The organism is Amycolatopsis sp. 3B14 (assembly GCF_050958625.1).
Lineage (GTDB): Bacteria > Actinomycetota > Actinomycetes > Mycobacteriales > Pseudonocardiaceae > Amycolatopsis_E > Amycolatopsis_E thermoflava.
Map to the genome: position 1 here is coordinate 1 of NZ_JBHZEN010000043.1, position 18,639 is coordinate 18,639.

Consider the following 18,639-nt stretch of genomic DNA (forward strand, 5'->3'; position numbering starts at 1 on the left):
GCGTGCCTTGACAACCCTGGTCGGCGACCAAAGATCGGCTGTGGATCGGGGGCGGGGGAGGTCTGGTTGGGGTGGTCGGTGCTGTTGCGTTGCCGGCTTGCGTTTTGTTGAAAGAAAACAAAAAGACGGGCCCCGCGTGTTGCGGGGCCCGTCGTCGTTTATCGCCTTCGGCGTGGTTTCCAGACCACCAAGGCGGTTTCCTGCTTCATCGGCACCAGGTCCTTGCGGTAGGAGCGGTGCACGGCCGCCGCGGCTTGTTCGGCTGCGGCGTACGCGGTGGCGAGTTCTTCGGTCAGTTCGGTGATCCGGGACTGCAGCGCTTCGACCTGGTTCTCCAGCTCGATGATCCGCTTGATGCCCGCCAGGTTGACGCCCTCCTCCTGGGACAGGCGCTGCACCTCACGCAACAGCGCGATGTCCCGCATGGAGTAGCGCCGCCCGCCGCCTGCGGTTCGGCCCGGCGACACCAGGCCCATGCGGTCGTACGAGCGCAGGGTCTGGGCGTGCAGGCCGGACAGCTGAGCGGCCACGGAGATCACGAAGACCGGCGTCTCTTCGTCGGCCCCGTGCGGCAACCCGCCGAACACCTCGATCAACCCCTTTCGCGGAGCAGCTTCGTGATCTCCGGGCGCGGGTCGTGCTTCTCGGCGATCTTGGCGTACGCCTCGAGCGCCTCCCGCTCCGAAGACTCCAACCGCGACGGCACGGCCACCTGCAACGTGACGAGCAGGTCGCCCTGCGAACCGTCCCGCTTCTTGATGCCCTTGCCGCGCACCCGCAGGACCCGGCCGCTGCCGGTGCCCGCGGGCACCTTCACCGAAACCTTCCCGTCCAGCGTCGGCACGGTGATCGTCGCACCCAGAGCCAGCTCGGGGTAGCTCACCGGGACCGTGATCGTCAGATCATTACCCGACCGGCCGAACACCGGGTCCGGGTTCACGTGCACCCGCACGTACAGGTCACCGGCAGCCGCGCCCCCGCGGCCCGGCTCGCCCTGGCCCGCCAGCCTGATCCGCTGGTTGTCGTCCACACCCGCCGGCACCCGCACGGTCAGGGTGCGCGTCTGGGTGCTGACACCCTCGCCGCCGCACTCCGGGCACGGGTCGTCGATGATCCGGCCACGGCCACGGCAGTCCGGGCACGGCTCGGAGAACGCGAACGCCCCCTGGCTGCGGCTCACGAGCCCGGCGCCCTTGCAGGTGGGGCAGGTGCGCGGCGTGGTGCCCGGGCGGGCGCCGTTGCCGTGGCACGTCGAACACGTCGCCGGGCTGGACAGCCGCAGCGGCAGGGTCGCGCCCTTGACCGCCTCGGCGAAGTCGATCCGCACGTCCGTCTCGACATCGGCGCCGCGCTGGCCGCGGGCGCCCGCGCTCTGCTGGCCTCGCCTGCCGAACAGGCCGCCGAGGATGTCGCCGAGCCCGCCGAAACCGCCCTGCGCGCCCGCGCCCGCGGTCTGCCCGAAGATGTCGCCGAAGTCGAAACCGCCGGTGCCGCCCGCGCCGGGGAAGCCGAAGCCACCCGGGCCGCCGCCCGAACCGAACAGCCGCCGCGCCTCGTCGTACTCCTTGCGCTTGGCCGGATCCGACAGCACGCCGTAGGCCTCCGACACGGCCTTGAACTTCTGCTCGGCCTCCGTGTTGCCGGGGTTGGCGTCCGGGTGGTTCTCCCGCGCCAGCTTGCGGTAAGCCTTCTTGATCTCGTCCTGCGAAGCGTCGGAGGAGACGCCCAGCTCACGGTAGAAGTCCTTACCGATCCACTCCCGTGCACTCACCGGACGTCTCCTCCTCTCGCCTGTTCGTTACTGCTGTGCGTTCTCATCCGACAACTGCTCGACCGGTAGCTCACCCTCGACCGGGGCCTCGCCCGGCTCGTGGTCGGTGACGCCAACCAGCGCGGCCCGCAGCGTCCGCTCGCCGAACCGGTAACCACGGCGCAGCACCGTCGTCACCGTCGGCCCCGACACCTCCGGCGAGGTGTTGTGCTGCACGGCCTCGTGCACGCTCGGGTCGAAGGGCTCGCCCTCCGCGCCGAACGGCTCGAGCCCGATCCGCTGCAGGCTCGCGACCAGCTTGTCCGCGACCGCCTTGAACGCGCCGGTGAGGTCGCCGTGCTGCTCCGCCCGCTCGAAGTCGTCGAGCAGCGGCAGCAGCTCGTTCACCACCGACGCCTTCGCGGCGCTGACCACGGCCTCCCGGTCACGGTCGACCCGCTTGCGGTAGTTCGCGAACTCCGCCTGCAGGCGCTGCAGGTCGGCGGTGCGCTCCGCCAGTTCCTTCTCGACCTCGGACGGAGCCGCCACCGCGTCGTCCACGATGGACTCACCGAGCGACGGCCCGGCCTGGTCCGCCGGGGCTTCCGCGGCAGGCGCCTCGGCAGCCTCCGGCTGGGTCCGCACCTGGCCGGTCTCGGGGTCGATCTTGCGCCGGTCCCGCACGACCAGGGGCTCGGTGACCGGCTCCTGCTCGTCGATCTCGTTCGAGTGGCGTCCCGTCACTTCTTCTCGTCCTCGTCCACGATCTCGGCGTCCACCACGTCGTCCGCGCCCTTGTTGTCGGACGCGCCCGCCGTACCCGAGTCAGCGCCCGGGTTGGCGCCACCGGCCTGCTGCGCGTTGGCGTACAGGGCGGTGCCCAGCTCCTGCGACGCGGTGTTCAGCTTCTCGATGGCTTCCTTGATCTTGGCCGTGTCGGTGCCCTTGAGCGCCTCGTTGGCCTCGTCGATCGCGGTCTTGACCTTGCCCTTGAGGTCCTCGGGCAGCTTGTCCTCGTTGTCCTTGACGAACTTCTCGGTCTGGTAGACCAGCGTCTCGGCCTGGTTGCGGGTCTCGGCCTCCTCGCGGCGCTTGCGGTCCTCCTCCGCGTGCGCCTCGGCGTCCTTGACCATCCGCTCGATGTCCTCCTTCGGCAGCGCGGAGCCACCGGTGATGGTCATCGACTGTTCCTTGTTCGTGCCCAGGTCCTTCGCCGTGACGTGCACGATGCCGTTCGCGTCGATGTCGAAGGTGACCTCGATCTGCGGCACGCCGCGCGGGGCCGGCGGGATGCCGGTCAGCTCGAACATGCCGAGCTTCTTGTTGTGCGCGGCGATCTCGCGCTCGCCCTGGAACACCTGGATCTGCACCGACGGCTGGTTGTCGTCCGCCGTGGAGAAGATCTCGGACCGCTTCGTCGGGATGGTCGTGTTGCGCTCGATGAGCTTGGTGAACACGCCGCCCTTGGTCTCGATGCCCAGCGACAGCGGGGTCACGTCCAGCAGCAGGACGTCCTTGACCTCACCCTTGAGCACGCCGGCCTGCAGCGCGGCGCCGACGGCGACGACCTCGTCCGGGTTCACGCCCTTGTTCGGCTCGCGGCCGCCGGTCAGCTCCTTGACCAGCTCGGCGACGGCGGGCATGCGGGTGGAACCGCCGACCAGCACCACGTGGTCGATCTGGCCGACCGAGATGCCGGCGTCGCGGATCACGTTGTTGAACGGCGCCTTCGTGCGGTCCAGCAGGTCGGAGGTGATCCGCTGGAACTCCGCGCGGGACAGCGTCTCGTCCAGGAACAGCGGGTTCTTGTCCGCGTCGACCGTGATGTAGGGCAGGTTGATGTTCGCGCTGCTCGAGCTGGACAGCTCGATCTTCGCCTTCTCCGCGGCCTCGCGGATGCGCTGCAGCGCCATCCGGTCCTTGGTCAGGTCGATGCCGTGGCTGGCCTTGAACTTGTCCACCAGCCAGTCGACGATGCGCTGGTCCCAGTCGTCACCACCGAGGTGGTTGTCACCGCTGGTGGCGCGCACCTCGACGACACCCTCGCCGATCTCCAGCAGCGACACGTCGAAGGTGCCGCCACCGAGGTCGAAGACCAGGATGGTCTGCTCCTTCTCGCCCTTGTCCAGGCCGTAGGCCAGCGCGGCCGCGGTGGGCTCGTTGACGATGCGGAGCACGTTCAGGCCGGCGATCTGGCCGGCCTCCTTGGTGGCCTGCCGCTGCGCGTCCTCGAAGTAGGCGGGGACGGTGATGACCGCGTCGGTGATCTCCTCACCGAGGTAGGCCTCGGCGTCGCGCTTGAGCTTCATCAGCACGCGCGCGCTGATCTCCTGCGCCGTGTAGGCCTTGCCGTCGATCTCGGTCTTCCAGTCGGTGCCGATGTGCCGCTTCACGGACCGGATCGTCCGGTCGACGTTGGTCACGGCCTGGTTCTTCGCCGGCTGGCCCGTCAGCACCTCGCCGTTCTTGGCGAACGCGACGATCGACGGGGTCGTGCGGGAGCCTTCCGAGTTGGCGATGACCGTCGGCTCGCCGCCCTCCAGGACAGCGACGACCGAGTTGGTCGTGCCGAGGTCGATGCCGACCGCTCGCGCCATGGTGTGTTCCCTCCTGGTCATGCTGTGTGCGCAGCCCCGGTGAGCTGCGGTTTCGCGCCCGCGTTGAGCGAGTGGTACTCAAGTTCTATCTCGGGCGCGTGTTGGGCGTCAATCAGACTTGAGTGCTGCTCGCTCAACCTTTCTGACAGGGTAACGAGCGGGTCTGCGGTGTTGTTCCCGGCGTACCCGAAATCAGGTAGGCCGCCTCGTGGGACCGCGCACAGGCGGAGTTGTACACCCCCGTGTGGCCGTCCTCGGCGTAGGTGAGCAGCACGCTGCGCTCGATCCGGGCCGCGAGGCTGCGCGCCCAGGTCAGCGGCGTCGCTGGGTCGTGCTCCCCGCCGACCACCAGGATCGGCGGGGCCCCGCGGACGGGCTCGGCGTGCGGCGGGTTCGCCGCCGGCACGGGCCAGCCGAGGCAGCCCGACGCGAAGTCCCAGAACTCGGAGTAGCGCCAGCTGTGCGGCGCGGCTTCCCGGACCCGGTCGGCCGTCCGGCGCAGGTCGGCCGGGCCGGTGAAGGGCGACGGGAAGTCCTGGCAGCCGACGGCCCGGTAGGCGGGATACTCGGCCGAGCCGAAGGGCATGGCCGAGGTCAGCGCGCTCGCGTCGGCCGGCGCGGCGCGCAGGGCGTCGGCCAGCCGCGGCCACAGCTGCGGGAAGTAGAGGTGCGAGTAGACGCCCGCGGCCAGCTCCTCGGGCGTGGCGTGGCGGCCGAGTTGTGCCGAGGGCGCGCCGGTGGTCATGAGCGCGTCGTAGCGGGCGAGCACGTCGTCGCCGCAGGTGCCCGCGCACCACCGCGCGAAGCGCAGCAGGGCGTCCTCGGTCGCCGCGGCCGCGTCGAGGACGGCCCGCCGCATCGGCAGGGCGTGGTCGACCGCGCCGTCCAGGACCATCGCGCGCACGTGCTGCGGGTGGCGGGCGGCGTAGAGCGCGCCGATCTCGGTGCCGTACGAGGCGCCCAGCCAGGAGATCCGCTCCTCGCCGATGGCGAGCCGGATCCGCTCGACGTCCTCGGCGACGGTGGCCGTGTCGACGTCGCGGGGTCCGCGGCAGCCGAGGCCGACGTCCCGGTTGTGCGCGGCCAGCCGCGCGTAGCCGGCGTCGTCAACGGGGAAGCGGCTGACCGCGGGGTCGTGCACCGGGCCGCAGGTGACCGCCGGGGTGCTGCCGCCGACGCCGCGCGGGTCGAAGCCGATGATGTCGAACCGCTGGTTGAGCTCGGCGAACTCGGGCGTGGCGAGGCGGAGTCCGCCGTAGCCGACGACATCGGCGCCGGATCCGCCCGGGCCGCCCGGGTTGACCAGCAGCGAGCCGATGCGGCGGGCCGGGTCGAGCGCGGGCAGGCGGGCCAGCCGCAGCGTCGCGCCGGGCACGTCGAGCTCGGCGCACTGCAGGCGCTGCGCGGTCTGCGGGGTGGCGCAGTCGCGCCAGGTCAGCGCGGGTGCGGCGGGGGTGGCGACGGGGGCCACGAGCAGAGTCGCGGCGAGGGCGAGCGCGGGGATCATGCCTGCTTCACGCTCGCGTCGCCGCTGGAGGTGCTGACGTCGAGGACGTACGGGGCCGACGGGTCCTGGACGACCTCGATCGACCGGTCGCCGCTCCTGGTCTCGCCGGTGACCCGGTAGCGGTCGGCGGGCACGACGATGCGGATGTCGCCGCTCTGGGCCTCGGCTTGGACGTTCTGCGCGGTGGCGAGGTCGACCTCGATGCTGCCCGACTTGGTCCGGGCCGTGACCGGGCCGGTGACGTCCTCGACGCGGATGTCCCCGGAACTGGCGGCCAGGTCCACCGACGCGGTGCCGTAGACGCTGAGGCTGCCGGAGCGGACCTCGCCGGTCACGGTGGTCCCGCGCGGGACCACCACCTCGTAGTCGACGGTGCAGTCCCCGCCGCAGCCGTCGAGGACCAGCTGGGCGCCGTCCAGGCGGAAGGCGCGGTCCGGCCGGTCGCCGTCGTAGTGGAGGACCTGGTTGACCGACGTCGTGGCGGTGTCCTCGACGCGGATCCGCACGTCGCCGGAGTTGTTGTCGACGCGGACCGACGACACCGGCTGGGCGACGGTATCGGTGATCTCGGCGCGGTCCGAGATGCGCCACCAGTTCCAGTTCCAGCCGAGCGCGAGCCCGATCCCCGCCACGATGAGCGCGATCCCGCCTATCGCGAGTGCCGGCTTGCGCATTGCGTCCTCCCCAGTGAACTTTGCTGTGCCGGTCACGCTATGGCCTGGGCGTGGCGCGCCGGTATCAGGGAAGCCCCCGGTTCATCCCGGGGGTCACCCCGAACGGCACTAGGGTGATCACCGGCCACTCTGTGACGAGGAGGAATCGATGCCACAACCACCGAATCCGTACGACTTCCTGCCGTCGGTGCCGGCCTTCACGGTGCGCAGCGACGACGTGGCGGACGGGGAGACGCTCGCGGCGCCGCACCTCAGCGGGATCTTCGGCGTCCCCGGCGGCGAGGACCGGTCGCCGCACCTGGCGTGGGAGGGCTTCCCCGCCGGGACCAAGAGCTTCGCCGTGACCTGCTACGACCCGGACGCCCCGACGGCCAGCGGGTTCTGGCACTGGGCGGTGTACAACATCCCGGCCTCGGTGACCTCGCTCCCGTCGGGCGCCGGGGACGCGTCGGGTTCCGGCCTGCCGTCCGGCGCCGTGACGGTGACCAACGACGGTGGCGTGCGACAGTTCCTGGGCGCCGCGCCGCCGCCGGGGCACGGGCCGCACCGGTACTTCTTCGTGGTGCACGCGCTCGACGTGGAGTCCCTGGACCTCCCCGACACCGCGACGCCCGCGTTCCTGGGCTTCAACATGTTCGGGGCGACGCTGGCGCGCGCGATGGTCGTGCCGGTGTACGAGAACAAGGGCTGAGTCCTTTCACCTCCCCCGGATGAGGTGCCGCGTGGCGACCGCACGCCATGGTCTCCGGACCACGCGCACGCGGGGAGGCGGAATGTCCACGACCAGCGCGGTGAAGACCGGCGGGGTGCTCGGCACCGCATGCGTCTCCACCTTCATCGTCAACGTGAACACCTCGGCGGTCAGCATCCTGCTGCCGTCGATCAGCGCGGACCTCGGCGCGTCCCTGGCGGTGCTGCAGTGGGCGGTCACCGGGTACATGCTCGTCGGGGCCGCGACGATCGTGACGTCCGGTGCGCTCGGCGACGTCTTCGGGCGCCGCCGGGTGTTCGTGCTGGGTCTCGGGCTGTTCGTGGTGTCGTGCGTCCTGATCGCGCTCGCGCCCGGCGGGTGGATGGTCGTCGTCGGCCGGGTCGTGCAGGGTGCCGCCGGCGCCGCGATCCTCGCCGCCGGGCTCAGCCTGCTGTCGGTCGTCACCGAGGGGCCGGCGCAGATGCGCTCGGTCGCGTACTGGGGCGCCGCGGCGGCCGCCGGCGCCGCGGCCGGGCCCGTGCTCGGCGGTGTCCTCAACGAGGCCGCCGGGTGGCAGGGCCTGTTCTGGATCGCGGCGGCGGTGGCCGCCGCGTGCGTCCCCTGGGCGGTGCGGACGGTGCCGGAGTCCCGCGACCCGGACCGGCCCCGCTCGATCGACGTCCCTGGCACGCTGCTGGTGGCATGCGTGCTGGCGCCCTTCGTGTTCGCGATGACGAAGGGCTCGGACTGGGGCTGGTGGTCGGTGCCCACCGTGGTCTGCCTCGCCGTCACCGCGCTCGCCGCGATCGCCTTCCCGGTGGTGGAGCGCCGGATGGCCGCGCCGCTGGTCGACCTGCGGCTGCTGCGGAACCCGGTGCTGGTCGGCGCGACACTGGCGATCCTCATCGGGGCGGGCGCGATCGCCGGGTTGTCGTTCCTGATCAGCCTCTACTTCCAGGACCCGGCGACGTTCGGGATGAGCAGCCTGCTGGCCGGCCTGGCGTGCCTGCCGGTGGCGGCGCTGGTCGTCGCCGTCGCCCCCGCGGTCACGCCGCTGGCGCACAAGTTCGGGCCGCGGCCGGTGATCGTGGCCGGGTTCGTGCTGATGACCGCCGGGTTCGCGGTGCTCGCCGTGATCCGCGCGTCGTGGTCGTACTGGGCGATCCTGCCGTCCCTGCTGGGGATCGCGGTGGGGCTGGGGCTGTCCAACGGGCCCGCCTCGGCGCTGTCCACGAGCGCGGTCCGCGACGAGGACGTCGGCGCCGCGTCCGGGGTGTCCAACATGGCGCGCTACGTCGGCGGCGCCGTGCTGACCGCCGTCGTGGCCGGGATCTACTCCTCGGTCACGGCGACCCGGACGGCGACCGGAGGCGCTCCGGCGGAGGCCCTCGCCACCGGTTTCGGTAGGGCGTCGCTGGCGCTGGCGATCTTCTCCGCGGCCGGCGTCCTGCTCGGCATGCTGGCCGCGCGCCGCACCCACCGGGGGGTCGCGGCCGAACGCGTGTCCGCGACCGCGGCGGTCGCCCACACGGTGCCGGTCCCGCGCTGATCACCGGGGTTTCAGCAGGTACTCCACGGTGGGCCGGAGCTCCTCGGCGGTCGGCGGCTCGTCGTCGATGAGGCCCTGGATCAGCAGCCCGTCGATCCCGGCCAGGAACACCCGCAGCGCCACCAGGTCGTCCGGGCGCACCATCGTCGTCAGCACGTCCAGCCACCGCCGCGCCGCCGGCCGCAGCTCGGGCCGCCGCGCGGCCAGCAGGTACAGCTCGTACTCCGCCATCGTCCGGCCCCGTCGCGGGCCCAGTGCCTCCGCGAGCAGGGTCGCCACCTCGGAAGCGCCCCGGCTGCCACGCGACCGGGCCCGGTCGATCGTCCAGTACACCTCGGTCGCCATGTCGCGCGCGCACGAGATCAAGGTCGCGATCAGCAGGTCGTCGAGCGTCTCGAAGTGATAGGTCGTCGACGTCGTCGGCACCCCGGCCTCGGCCGCGACCGTCCGGTGGGTCACCCCCGCGACGCCGTCCCGCTCGATCACCCGCAGCGTCGCGTCGATGATCTCCTGCCGGCGTTTCTCGCCGCGGGCCCGCCGCCCGTCGCGCTGGGGCTTCACGCCGAACCCACCTCGATCAGCACCACACCGCCGATGACCAGCGCCAGCCCCGCCACGATCGTCGGGTTCACCGGCTCGCCGAGGAACAGCACGCCGATGATCGCGACCGCCGCCACGCCCACCGCGGCCCAGATCGCGTACGCCACCCCGACGGGCATCCCGCGCTTCAGCACGCTCGCCAGCGCCGCGAACGCGACGAGGTACCCGGCCACGACGACCAGCGACGGCCACAGTTTGGTGAAGCCCGCCGACAACTTCATCGAAACAGTGGCGGTGACCTCGGCCGCGATGGCCAGAGCGAGCAGCAGATAGGCGACCATCCCGCCAAACTACCGGTACGATCGTCCCGATATCCAGCGAGTCCTACGCCACACTCGTGGGACTCAACTCGCGCCGATCGGTTACTCATGGGTAAATCCGGTTAGGCTCCCGCCAACCCACCACATCACGGACGAAAGGCCCCGATCATGGGTGCACTGCAGATCACGCTCGGCGTGGTCGGCGTCGCCGTAAGCATCGTCGCTTGGATCATGTTCGGCACCGGCGTGTACCGGATGGTCCGGATCATCCGGCTCGGTCAACCGGACGCGACGCGCAACGGCCCGTTCGGGCCGCGCATCACGACGCTGATCAAGGAGTTCGCCGCGCACACGCGGATGAACAAGTTCCGCCACGTCGGCCCATGGCACTGGCTGGTCATGTGGGGCTTCCTGATCGGCTCGCTCGCGTGGTTCGAGGCCTACGGCGAGACGTTCGACCCGCACTTCCACTGGCCGATCATCGGCAACTGGAGCGTCTGGCTGCTGCTCACCGAACTGCTCGGCCTCGGCACCGTCATCGGCGGTCTCGCGCTGGTGATCATCCGCCAGCTGAACCACCCGCGCCGCGCCGACCGGCAGTCGCGCTTCGCCGGGTCGAACTTCAAGCAGGCCTACTTCGTCGAGACCGTGGTGATCGTCGAGGGCCTCGGCATCCTCGGCGTGAAGGCGTTCAAGATCTCCAGCGGCATCGAGGACCCGGCGCTGTGGACGAGCTTCGTCACGAAGCCGCTCGCCGAGATCCTGCCGGCCAGCACGGTCGCGGTCACGATCACCGCGCTGATCAAGCTGCTCTCGGGCATGATCTGGCTCTACGTCGTCGGGCAGACGCTCACCATGGGTGTGGCCTGGCACCGCTTCAGCGCCTTCTTCAACATCTACTTCAAGCGCGAGGCCGACGGCGGCACCGCGCTGGGCGCCCTGAAGCCCATGATGAGCGGGGGCAAGCCGCTCGACTTCGAGGAGGCCGACCCGGAGAAGGACGTCTTCGGCGCCGGTCAGATCGAGGACTTCAGCTGGAAGGGCTGGCTCGACTTCACCACCTGCACCGAGTGCGGCCGCTGCCAGTCGCAGTGCCCGGCATGGAACACCGGCAAGCCGCTGTCGCCGAAGCTGGTCATCACCCAGCTCCGCGACCACGCCTACGCGAAGGCGCCGTACCTGCTCGCGGGCGGCAAGAAGGACGTCACGGGTGAAGAGGTCGGCCTGACCGGCGAGAACCCGTACGCCGGCATCGACGTGCTGGCGCTGGCCGAGGCCGAGCGGCCGCTGGTCGGCGACGACGGCGGGGTCATCGACCCCGAGGTGCTGTGGTCGTGCACCACCTGCGGCGCGTGCGTGGAGCAGTGCCCGGTGGACATCGAGCACGTCGACCACATCGTCGACATGCGCCGCTACCAGGTGATGATCGAGTCGAACTTCCCGACCGAGCTGAACGGGATGTTCAAGAACCTGGAGAACAAGGGCAACCCGTGGGGCCAGAACGCCAAGGACCGGATGGCCTGGGCCGAGGACCTGGACTTCGAGGTGCCGGTGTTCGACGGCGAGCTCGGCGACACCGAGTACCTGTTCTGGGTCGGCTGCGCCGGCGCGTTCGAGGACCGCGCGAAGAAGACCACCCGCGCGGTGGCCGAGCTGCTGCACATCGCGGGCGTCAAGTACACGGTGCTCGGCCCGGAGGAGTCGTGCACCGGTGACCCGGCCCGTCGTGCCGGCAACGAGTTCCTGTTCCAGATGCTCGCGCAGCAGAACGTCGAGGTGCTGAACTCGGTGTTCGAGGGCCGCGAGGCAGGCAGCCGCAAGATCGTCGCGACCTGCGCGCACTGCTTCAACACGCTCGCCAACGAGTACCCGGAGCTGGGCGGGCAGTTCGAGGTCGTGCACCACACGCAGCTGCTCAACCGCCTGGTGCGGGAGAAGCGGCTGGTGCCGGTCGCGCCGATCGCGGACGACGTCACCTACCACGACCCGTGCTACCTGGGCCGCCACAACAAGGTCTACGAGGCGCCGCGTGAGCTGGTCGGCGCGTCCGGGGCGCAGTTCCGCGAGATGCCGCGCCACGGCGACCGGTCGATGTGCTGCGGCGCCGGCGGCGCGCGCATGTGGATGGAAGAAAAGATCGGCAAGCGGATCAACATCGAGCGCGTCGACGAGGCGCTCGGCACCGCGCCGTCGAAGATCGCGACCGGCTGCCCGTTCTGCCGCGTCATGCTCACCGACGGCGTGACCGCGCGGCAGAACGACGGCAAGGCGAGCGAGAAGGTCGAGGTCGTGGACGTCTCGCAGCTGCTGCTGTCGGCGGTCAAGCGGCGTCCGCAGCCCGCGCCGGCGCTCGGTGCGGACTCGCTGCCCGCGGTCGAGTCGGACCCGCTGGAGGCCGACGCCCGGACGGACAAGGTGTCGACCGGCACGCCGCTGCCGACCGAGGACAAGTAGCCCGAAGGCGCCCCCGCGAGTTCTACGCGGGGGCGCCTTCTTCGTCACCACCCGTTGGGGTCTCGACACCCGGGTTATCCTGTTCGTCACGCTGCCGACGCTGCCCGCGGAGGATGTCGACGCGCGCGAACGGGGCTGAGCATGGGAGTACCCGACGGGACCGGACCGGCCGGTGAGCCGGGGGTCGCGCGCGCCGGTGCCCGGTTCCCGTCCGTGAAGCAGTTGCGGAAGCTGACCGGCGAACACGCCGAACCCCCTGGCCCGGAACCACAAGCTCCGGGCCGTGTCCCCGCCGAGACCACGAAGACCAAACGGGCCGCAGGCGCGCGGTTCCCGACCGAGAAGCAGCTCGCTCGGTTCGGTGAACCGGAGCCGCGGCCCGCGCCCGAACCGGAGCCCGAACCGTTGCCGGACCCCGAACCGCGCGAGGAGTTCAAACCCTCGCCGCGGCCCCGCCCCGAGCCCGCGCCCGCTGCCGAGCCGGAGCCCCCCGAGCTGCTCGACCCCGACGACGAGAACCGGCTGCGCGTGCGGCCGTACGTGCTGACCAAGGGGCGCACGCACTCCGCCTACGAGCTGGCGATCGAGACGCTGGTCTCGGTCCGCGCCGACGCGAAGTGGACCGGTCCCGCGCTGAGCGCGGAGTACCAGCCGGTCCGCGCGGTGGTCGACACCCCGCGTTCGCTCGCCGAGGTCGCGGCGCTGCTGTCGATCCCGCTCGGCGTGGCCAGGGTGCTGTTGTCCGACATGGCCGAACTGGGGTTGCTGCACATCCACGGCATCGAACGGACCGCAGAGGGGCGCCCGCCGCTCGAGCTGATGAAGCGCGTGCTGGACGGCCTGCAGCGGTTGTGATCCGCTCGTAGGATCGGCCGGTGAGCGAGGAATCGGAGCGCCCGGACGCCGGCGGCGAAAGCACTCTCACCGTGTTGCTCGCCGGTGGGGTGAACCTGGCCATCGCCGTGATGAAGGCCGTGGCGGGCGTGATCACCGGTTCGGGGGCGATGCTCTCCGAGGCGGCGCACTCGGTGGCCGACACGTTCACCGAGATCCTGCTCCTCACGGCGCTGCGCCGGTCCGGCCGCCCAGCCGATGTCATGCACCCGTTCGGGTACGGCAAGGAGCGGTACTTCTGGTCCCTGCTGGCGGCGGTGTCCATCTTCGCCTCCGGTGCGACTTTCGCGCTGTACGAGGGTTTCTCGACGGTGTTCGGGGAGCCGGTGGAACAGACCAGTCCGATCGTCGGGTACGTCGTGCTGGCGCTGGCGTTCGTCTTGGAGTCGGTGTCGTGGACGCAGGCGTTCCGCCAGGTGCGGCGCGGCGCGGTGGAACAGAACCGGACGATCTGGAAGTTCCTGCGCTACATCGACGATCCGGCGCCGAAGACGGTGTTCCTGGAGGATTCGGCCGCGCTGGTCGGTCTGGTGCTGGCGTTCGCCGGGGTGTTCCTGCACCACGTCACGGGTTCCGCCGTGTACGACGGGATGGCGTCGATCCTGATCGGCGTGCTGCTGGCGATCGTGGCGTACGTCCTGGGCCGGACGAACCTGCGGCTGCTGATCGGGCGGCAGGCGGATTTGCCGGTGGTGCGGGGGATCCGCGAGCACCTGGCCGGGGCCGCCGAGATCGAGGCGGTGGTCGACCTGCAGACGATGCTGCTCGGGACGGACCAGATCCTGGTGTGCGCACGCGTGGACTTCGACGACGCACTCGGGGCAGCGGACGTGGAGCGAGCGTGCGTCCGCTTGGCGGCGGAGCTGCACTCGGAGTTCTCCGACGTGACGGAGGTCTTCATCGAGCCCGTGCCGCGGAACGATCCCGAACTGCGCGCCGCGGTGCTGGCTCGATACGGCGACATCGCCAAGCGGTACGGGCGGTAGGTGCCTGGCCGGGGAGGGCGCAATGTCCCGTGCCCGGTCGCCCGCCCCGACGCCGAAGTGCGGCACCCCAACGCCTGGACGATAGTGTGCGCCCCACCAATTCGATCATCGATCTGTGGGGAACCGACGTGCGTAAAGTCCTGAGCCTCGCCGCCGCGTTCGTGGCGTCGACGGCGATTCTGGCCGTGCCCGCGCAAGCCGCTGAACTGCCTGACGGCATGACCGCCGGGTACACGGTGCTCGACCGCGAAACCGGTGCGGTCCATGCCGCGAACGAGCACCGGCAGTACCGGTCGGCCTCGCTGGTCAAGCTGTTCATCGCGCTGGACTACCTCGAATCGCACGGACCGGACTACGAGATCCCGGCGGACGACCTCGCGCTGCTGGAACCGATGCTGCGCTCCAGCAACGACGACGCGGCCAGTGTGCTGTGGGTGCGCGACGGCTGGGAGGAGATCGTCAACCGGATGGTCGCGAAGATCGGTCTCACGGACACCGCGCCGCCGCCCGCCGAGAAGCGCGGCACGTGGGGCTACACCGCGGTCAGCGCCGCGGACATCGCGAAGACCTACCAGTACATCCTGGAGGACGCGCACCCGAAGTTCCGCGACTTCATCATGGACAACCTGGAGCAGTTCACGAAGTGCGGCGACGACGGGTTCGACCAGTCGTTCGGCATTCCGAGCGCGCTCCGGCGGCCGGGCGCGGTGAAGCAGGGCTGGTCCGGCTTCGGCGCGGCACCGGCCCCGGGCGAGGAGTGCGTTTCCGAGGACACCAAGCGCGTGCTCGCCTCGCCCGAGGCCCGGTCGGCACTCGCCGTCGCCTCCAGCGGCGACGTGGACCTGACCAGCCGCGTCATGCACACCAGCGGCACTGCCGACGGCGACCGGCGCATCGTCGTCGTCCTCACCGCCGAACCGACCACGCTGAGCTGGGCGGACTCCGCGGACCGGATCACCGACCTGACCCGCGCCGTCTACCGGGAGGCCCTTGCGTGAAGCGATGAATCAGTGCTTCACTTCTTCCCGTGCCCTACCGACGCACCCCGCAGGTCCAGGCTCGCCTCGACGCGCAGCGCGAAGCGATCCTGACCGCCGCCGGTGAGATCCTCGCCGAGCGCGGCTACGCGGGCTGTTCCGTGAGCGCCGTCGCGGAGAAGGCCGGTGTCGCCACCGGCACGGTCTACCGCCACTTCCCCGGCAAGGCCGAGCTGGTCGTCGAGCTGTTCCGCATCGTCGTCAACCACGAGGTGGACGCCGTCCGGCAAGCCGCCGAGCGACCGGGCACCCCCGCCGAGCGCGTCGCCGCCATCGTCGAGACCTTCGCCGAGCGCGCGCTCAAGGTGCCCCGCCAGGCGTACGCCCTGCTGGCCGAGCCGGTCGACGCCCCGATCGAGGCCGAGCGCATCGTCTTCCGGCGCGTCTTCCGCGACGAGCTCGCCCGCCACGTCCGGGAGGGCGTCCGCACCGGCCAGCTCCCGGCGCAGGACGCCGACCTCACCGCGGCCGCCCTCGTCGGCGGCGCCGCGGAGGTGCTCATCGGCCCCCTGACCACCGACAGCGCCGACGCGGTCGGCGCGCTCCGCACGTTCATCTTCCGCGCACTGGGAGGCAAGGATGCCTGACACGCACGAGGTCCTGAACCAGGTCCCGCCGCTGGTCGACTACGACGTCGCCGAGGACGCGGCCCTCCTCGACGGCCTGCGCCGCGAGGGCGCGGCCTGGGCCGAGGACGAGGTCCACGAGCTGGGCCGCCTCGCCGGCAGCGCCCGCGGCCAGGAGTGGGGCCGTGTCGCGAACGAGAACCCGCCGAAGCTGCACACCCACGACCGCTACGGCAACCGCGTCGACGAGGTCGAGTTCCACCCGTACTGGCACGAGCTGATGACCGTCGCCGTCGGCCACGGCCTGCACGCCACCCCCTGGCGCGACAACCGCGAAGGCGCGCACGTCGCGCGCGCCGCCAAGGTGCTCGTCTGGAACCAGGCCGAGGGCGGCCACATCTGCCCGATCTCGATGACCTACGCTGCGGTCCCGACGCTGCGCCACAACCCGGACCTCGCCGCGACCTACGAGCCGCTGCTCGCCGCCACCGAGTACGACTACGGCCTGCGCGTCCCGGCCACCAAGCGCGGCCTGATCGCCGGCATGTCGATGACCGAGAAGCAGGGCGGCTCCGACGTCCGCGCCAACACCACCACCGCGCAACCCGCCGGCGACGGCACGTACGTGCTGACCGGCCACAAGTGGTTCACCTCGGCGCCGATGTCCGACATGTTCCTCACCCTCGCCCAGGCGCCCGGCGGCCTGTCCTGCTTCATGCTGCCGCGCGTGCTGCCCGACGGCTCCCGCAACCGCATCTTCTTCCAGCGCCTCAAGGACAAGCTCGGCAACAAGTCCAACGCCTCGTCCGAGATCGAGTACGACGGTGCGGTCGGCTGGCTCGTCGGCGAGGAGGGCCGCGGCGTGCCGACCATCATCGAGATGGTCAACAACACCCGCCTCGACTGCGTCCTCGGCAGCACTTCGCTGATGCGCCAAGGCGTCGTGCAGGCCGTGCACCACGCGCGGCACCGCAAGGCGTTCGGCGCGAACCTCGTGGACCAGCCCGCGATGGCGAACGTGCTGGCGGACCTGGTCGTCGAGTCCGAGGCGGCCACTACCGTCGCGCTGCGGCTGGCCGGCGCGACCGCGAACCCGGACCAGCAGGCGTTCCGGCGGCTGGCGCTCGCGGTCACCAAGTACTGGGTGTGCAAGCGCGGCCCCGCGCACACCGCCGAGGCGCTGGAATGCCTTGGCGGCAACGGTTACGTCGAGGACTCCGGCATGCCGCGGCTCTACCGTGAGGCGCCGCTGCTGTCCATTTGGGAGGGTTCGGGCAACGTCGCGGCGCTGGATTCGCTGCGCGCCATGGGCAAGCAGCCGGAGTCGGTGGAGGCGTTCTTCGCCGAACTCGACCTCGCCGCGGGCGCCGACGCCCGTCTGGACGACGCGATCGCGCGGGTGCGCAAGGAGCTGTCCGACCTGGAGGACCTCCAGTACCGGGCGCGGCGGCTGGCCGAGATGATGGCCCTGGTCCTGCAGGGCTCGCTGCTGGTGCGCTTCGCACCCGCGGCGGTGGCGGACGCCTTCTGCGCGTCCCGCCTCGGCGGCGACTGGGGCATCGCGTTCGGCACGCTGCCCGCGGGCGCCGACACCAGGGCCATCATCGAGCGGGCGTTCGTCAGCTGACGTCCTCGATCGCGGTGCCCTTCGTCTCGCGGACGAAGCGCAGCGCGAACGGGATCGACAGCAGCGCGAACGCCGCGTAGATCCAGTAGGTGATCGACAGGTTCCAGTCGGCCATGCTCGGGAAGCTGACCGTGACCGCCCAGTTCGCGACCCAGTTCGCCGCGGTGCCCACGGCCAGCGCCGCGCCGCGGATGCGCAGCGGGAACATCTCGCCGAGCATGACCCACAGGATCACGCCCCACGACATCGCGAAGGAGATCACGAACAGGTTCGCGAACACCAGCGCGATCGGGCCCCACGCGCCCGGCAGGCTCAGCTCGCCGCCGACGGTCTGCGCGTTGCCGAACGCGATCGCCGCCACGCCGAGGCCGACGAGCATGCCGACCGAGCCGATCAGCAGCAGCGGCTTGCGGCCGACCTTGTCGATGAAGGCGATCGCGATGAACGTGCCGATGATGTTGATGACCGGGCTGACCATCGAGATCAGCAGCGAGTCGGTGTTCTGGCCGACCGAGTGCCACAGCGTGTCGCTGTAGTAGAAGATCACGTTGATCCCGACGAACTGCTGGAACACCGCCAGCGCGATGCCCACCCACACGATCGGCAGCAGCCCGAACCGGCCGCCGACGAGGTCGCGGACCCGGGACCGCTTCTCGGTCTTCAGGCTGCGGCGGATGTCCTCGAGCTTGGTGTCGACGTCACCGCCCTCGACCTCGCGCAGCACCTTGCGTGCCCGCTCGATCTTGCCGTTGGCCAGCAGGAAGTGCGGCGACTCGGGGATGATCGAGGCGAGCACGAAGTAGATCACCGCGGGCACCGCCGCGGCGCCCAGCATCCACTGCCACGGCTCGATGCCGCCGAGGTTGCCGTTGAGGTCGTGCGTGCCGTCCGCGCCGACCGGGGCCAGTGCCTTGATGACCCAGTTGACCAGCGCGGACACCCCGATGCCGAGGACGATCGCCAGCTGTTGCAGCGAGGCGAGCCTGCCCCGGTAGGCGGGTGGCGCGACCTCGGCGATGTAGGCCGGGCCGATCACGGACGCGACACCGATCGCGATGCCGCCGACCACGCGCCAGATCGCCAGGTCCCACACGCTGAACGGGAACATCGCTCCGAGGGCGCTGACCAGGAACAGGACCGCCGCGAGCTGCATGGTCCGGATGCGGCCGATCCGGTCGGACAGCAGCCCGCCGAACCAGGCGCCGACAGCCGAACCGATCAGCGCGCTCGACACGGTCAGCCCGGTCACCCCGTCACCGACCTCGAAGTGCCGCTGGATGCCGAGGACGGCACCGTTGATGTTCGAGCTGTCGTACCCGAACAGGAACCCGCCGACCGCGGCCGCGCCGGCGATGAACACGACATGGGCGAGATGTTGCTGACCGGCTCGCTCCCCGGTCGTCGTCGAACTCACGACCCGTGCTCCTTTGCCTGAGGTGTTTCCTCC

At 70.9% G+C, this 18,639-nt stretch carries 17 protein-coding genes; 8 read left to right on the forward strand and 9 right to left on the reverse strand.

Features of this window, described 5'->3' with window-relative positions:
* Positions 1 to 158 precede the first annotated feature (158 nt).
* The 6 genes from ACCP09_RS23535 to ACCP09_RS23560 all read right to left on the reverse strand — a co-directional run bounded on the left by ACCP09_RS23535 (position 159) and on the right by ACCP09_RS23560 (position 6,528).
* The gene (locus tag ACCP09_RS23535) at positions 159 to 596 is read right to left on the reverse strand and encodes a heat shock protein transcriptional repressor HspR (protein WP_433750238.1); all 438 of its coding nucleotides are present in this window, start codon (positions 594 to 596) and stop codon (positions 159 to 161) included.
* A complete protein-coding gene (gene dnaJ, locus ACCP09_RS23540) occupies positions 593 to 1,771 on the reverse strand; it encodes a molecular chaperone DnaJ (protein WP_123684516.1) in 1,179 nt (392 codons plus the stop codon). The genes ACCP09_RS23535 and dnaJ overlap by 4 nt, the downstream gene beginning before the upstream one ends.
* Before the next feature lie 27 nt (positions 1,772 to 1,798).
* Positions 1,799 to 2,494 (reverse strand): nucleotide exchange factor GrpE, encoded by a 696-nt coding sequence (gene grpE, locus ACCP09_RS23545; protein ID WP_433750242.1) that lies wholly within the window; start codon positions 2,492 to 2,494, stop codon positions 1,799 to 1,801.
* Positions 2,491 to 4,347, reverse strand: coding sequence for a molecular chaperone DnaK (dnaK, locus tag ACCP09_RS23550; RefSeq protein WP_378336702.1), 1,857 nt, complete (start codon positions 4,345 to 4,347; stop codon positions 2,491 to 2,493). The genes grpE and dnaK overlap by 4 nt, the downstream gene beginning before the upstream one ends.
* Positions 4,348 to 4,480: 133 nt before the next feature.
* On the reverse strand, positions 4,481 to 5,854 hold the full coding sequence (locus tag ACCP09_RS23555) for an alpha/beta hydrolase (protein ID WP_433750245.1): 1,374 nt from the start codon (positions 5,852 to 5,854) through the stop codon (positions 4,481 to 4,483).
* On the reverse strand, positions 5,851 to 6,528 hold the full coding sequence (locus tag ACCP09_RS23560; RefSeq protein WP_123684519.1) for a DUF4097 family beta strand repeat-containing protein: 678 nt from the start codon (positions 6,526 to 6,528) through the stop codon (positions 5,851 to 5,853). Before ACCP09_RS23560 ends, ACCP09_RS23555 begins: the two co-directional genes overlap by 4 nt.
* Before the next feature lie 148 nt (positions 6,529 to 6,676).
* Here ACCP09_RS23560 and ACCP09_RS23565 point away from each other — a divergent pair, with 148 nt between their 5' ends.
* Together ACCP09_RS23565 and ACCP09_RS23570 are read left to right on the forward strand one after the other, a co-directional pair.
* On the forward strand, positions 6,677 to 7,219 hold the full coding sequence (locus ACCP09_RS23565) for a YbhB/YbcL family Raf kinase inhibitor-like protein (protein WP_027933424.1): 543 nt from the start codon (positions 6,677 to 6,679) through the stop codon (positions 7,217 to 7,219).
* An 82-nt stretch (positions 7,220 to 7,301) separates the two neighbouring features.
* Positions 7,302 to 8,768 (forward strand): MFS transporter, encoded by a 1,467-nt coding sequence (locus ACCP09_RS23570; RefSeq protein WP_027933425.1) that lies wholly within the window; start codon positions 7,302 to 7,304, stop codon positions 8,766 to 8,768.
* Here ACCP09_RS23570 and ACCP09_RS23575 read toward each other — a convergent pair whose 3' ends face one another.
* Positions 8,769 to 9,329 carry a TetR/AcrR family transcriptional regulator gene (locus ACCP09_RS23575; RefSeq protein ID WP_017985646.1) on the reverse strand — a complete coding sequence of 187 codons (561 nt, stop codon included), beginning with the start codon at positions 9,327 to 9,329 and terminating at the stop codon, positions 8,769 to 8,771.
* Complete coding sequence (locus tag ACCP09_RS23580) at positions 9,326 to 9,649, reverse strand: DMT family transporter (protein ID WP_027933426.1); 324 nt, start codon at positions 9,647 to 9,649, stop codon at positions 9,326 to 9,328. The genes ACCP09_RS23575 and ACCP09_RS23580 overlap by 4 nt, the downstream gene beginning before the upstream one ends.
* 147 nt (positions 9,650 to 9,796) lie before the next feature.
* Between ACCP09_RS23580 and ACCP09_RS23585 the strand changes: the two genes are divergently transcribed.
* The 6 genes from ACCP09_RS23585 (at position 9,797) to ACCP09_RS23610 (ending at position 17,192) form a co-directional block, all read left to right on the forward strand.
* A complete protein-coding gene (locus ACCP09_RS23585) occupies positions 9,797 to 12,082 on the forward strand; it encodes a (Fe-S)-binding protein (RefSeq protein ID WP_433750251.1) in 2,286 nt (761 codons plus the stop codon).
* 141 nt (positions 12,083 to 12,223) lie between these two features.
* Positions 12,224 to 12,937, forward strand: a complete 714-nt coding sequence (locus tag ACCP09_RS23590) for a DUF742 domain-containing protein (protein ID WP_027933428.1) — start codon at positions 12,224 to 12,226, stop codon at positions 12,935 to 12,937.
* A gap of 20 nt (positions 12,938 to 12,957) precedes the next feature.
* On the forward strand, positions 12,958 to 13,962 hold the full coding sequence (locus tag ACCP09_RS23595; RefSeq protein ID WP_378336706.1) for a cation diffusion facilitator family transporter: 1,005 nt from the start codon (positions 12,958 to 12,960) through the stop codon (positions 13,960 to 13,962).
* Positions 13,963 to 14,090: 128 nt separating this feature from the next.
* Positions 14,091 to 14,960: a hypothetical protein gene (locus ACCP09_RS23600; protein WP_433750256.1), complete on the forward strand. Its 870-nt coding sequence runs from the start codon at positions 14,091 to 14,093 to the stop codon at positions 14,958 to 14,960.
* A gap of 29 nt (positions 14,961 to 14,989) precedes the next feature.
* A complete protein-coding gene (locus tag ACCP09_RS23605) occupies positions 14,990 to 15,586 on the forward strand; it encodes a TetR/AcrR family transcriptional regulator (RefSeq protein WP_123684521.1) in 597 nt (198 codons plus the stop codon).
* Complete coding sequence (locus ACCP09_RS23610; protein WP_027933432.1) at positions 15,579 to 17,192, forward strand: acyl-CoA dehydrogenase family protein; 1,614 nt, start codon at positions 15,579 to 15,581, stop codon at positions 17,190 to 17,192. Before ACCP09_RS23605 ends, ACCP09_RS23610 begins: the two co-directional genes overlap by 8 nt.
* Here the strand turns inward: ACCP09_RS23610 and ACCP09_RS23615 are convergent.
* Positions 17,185 to 18,606 (reverse strand): sugar porter family MFS transporter, encoded by a 1,422-nt coding sequence (locus tag ACCP09_RS23615; RefSeq protein ID WP_208722382.1) that lies wholly within the window; start codon positions 18,604 to 18,606, stop codon positions 17,185 to 17,187. The genes ACCP09_RS23610 and ACCP09_RS23615 overlap by 8 nt on opposite strands.
* Positions 18,607 to 18,639: the final 33 nt, after the last annotated feature.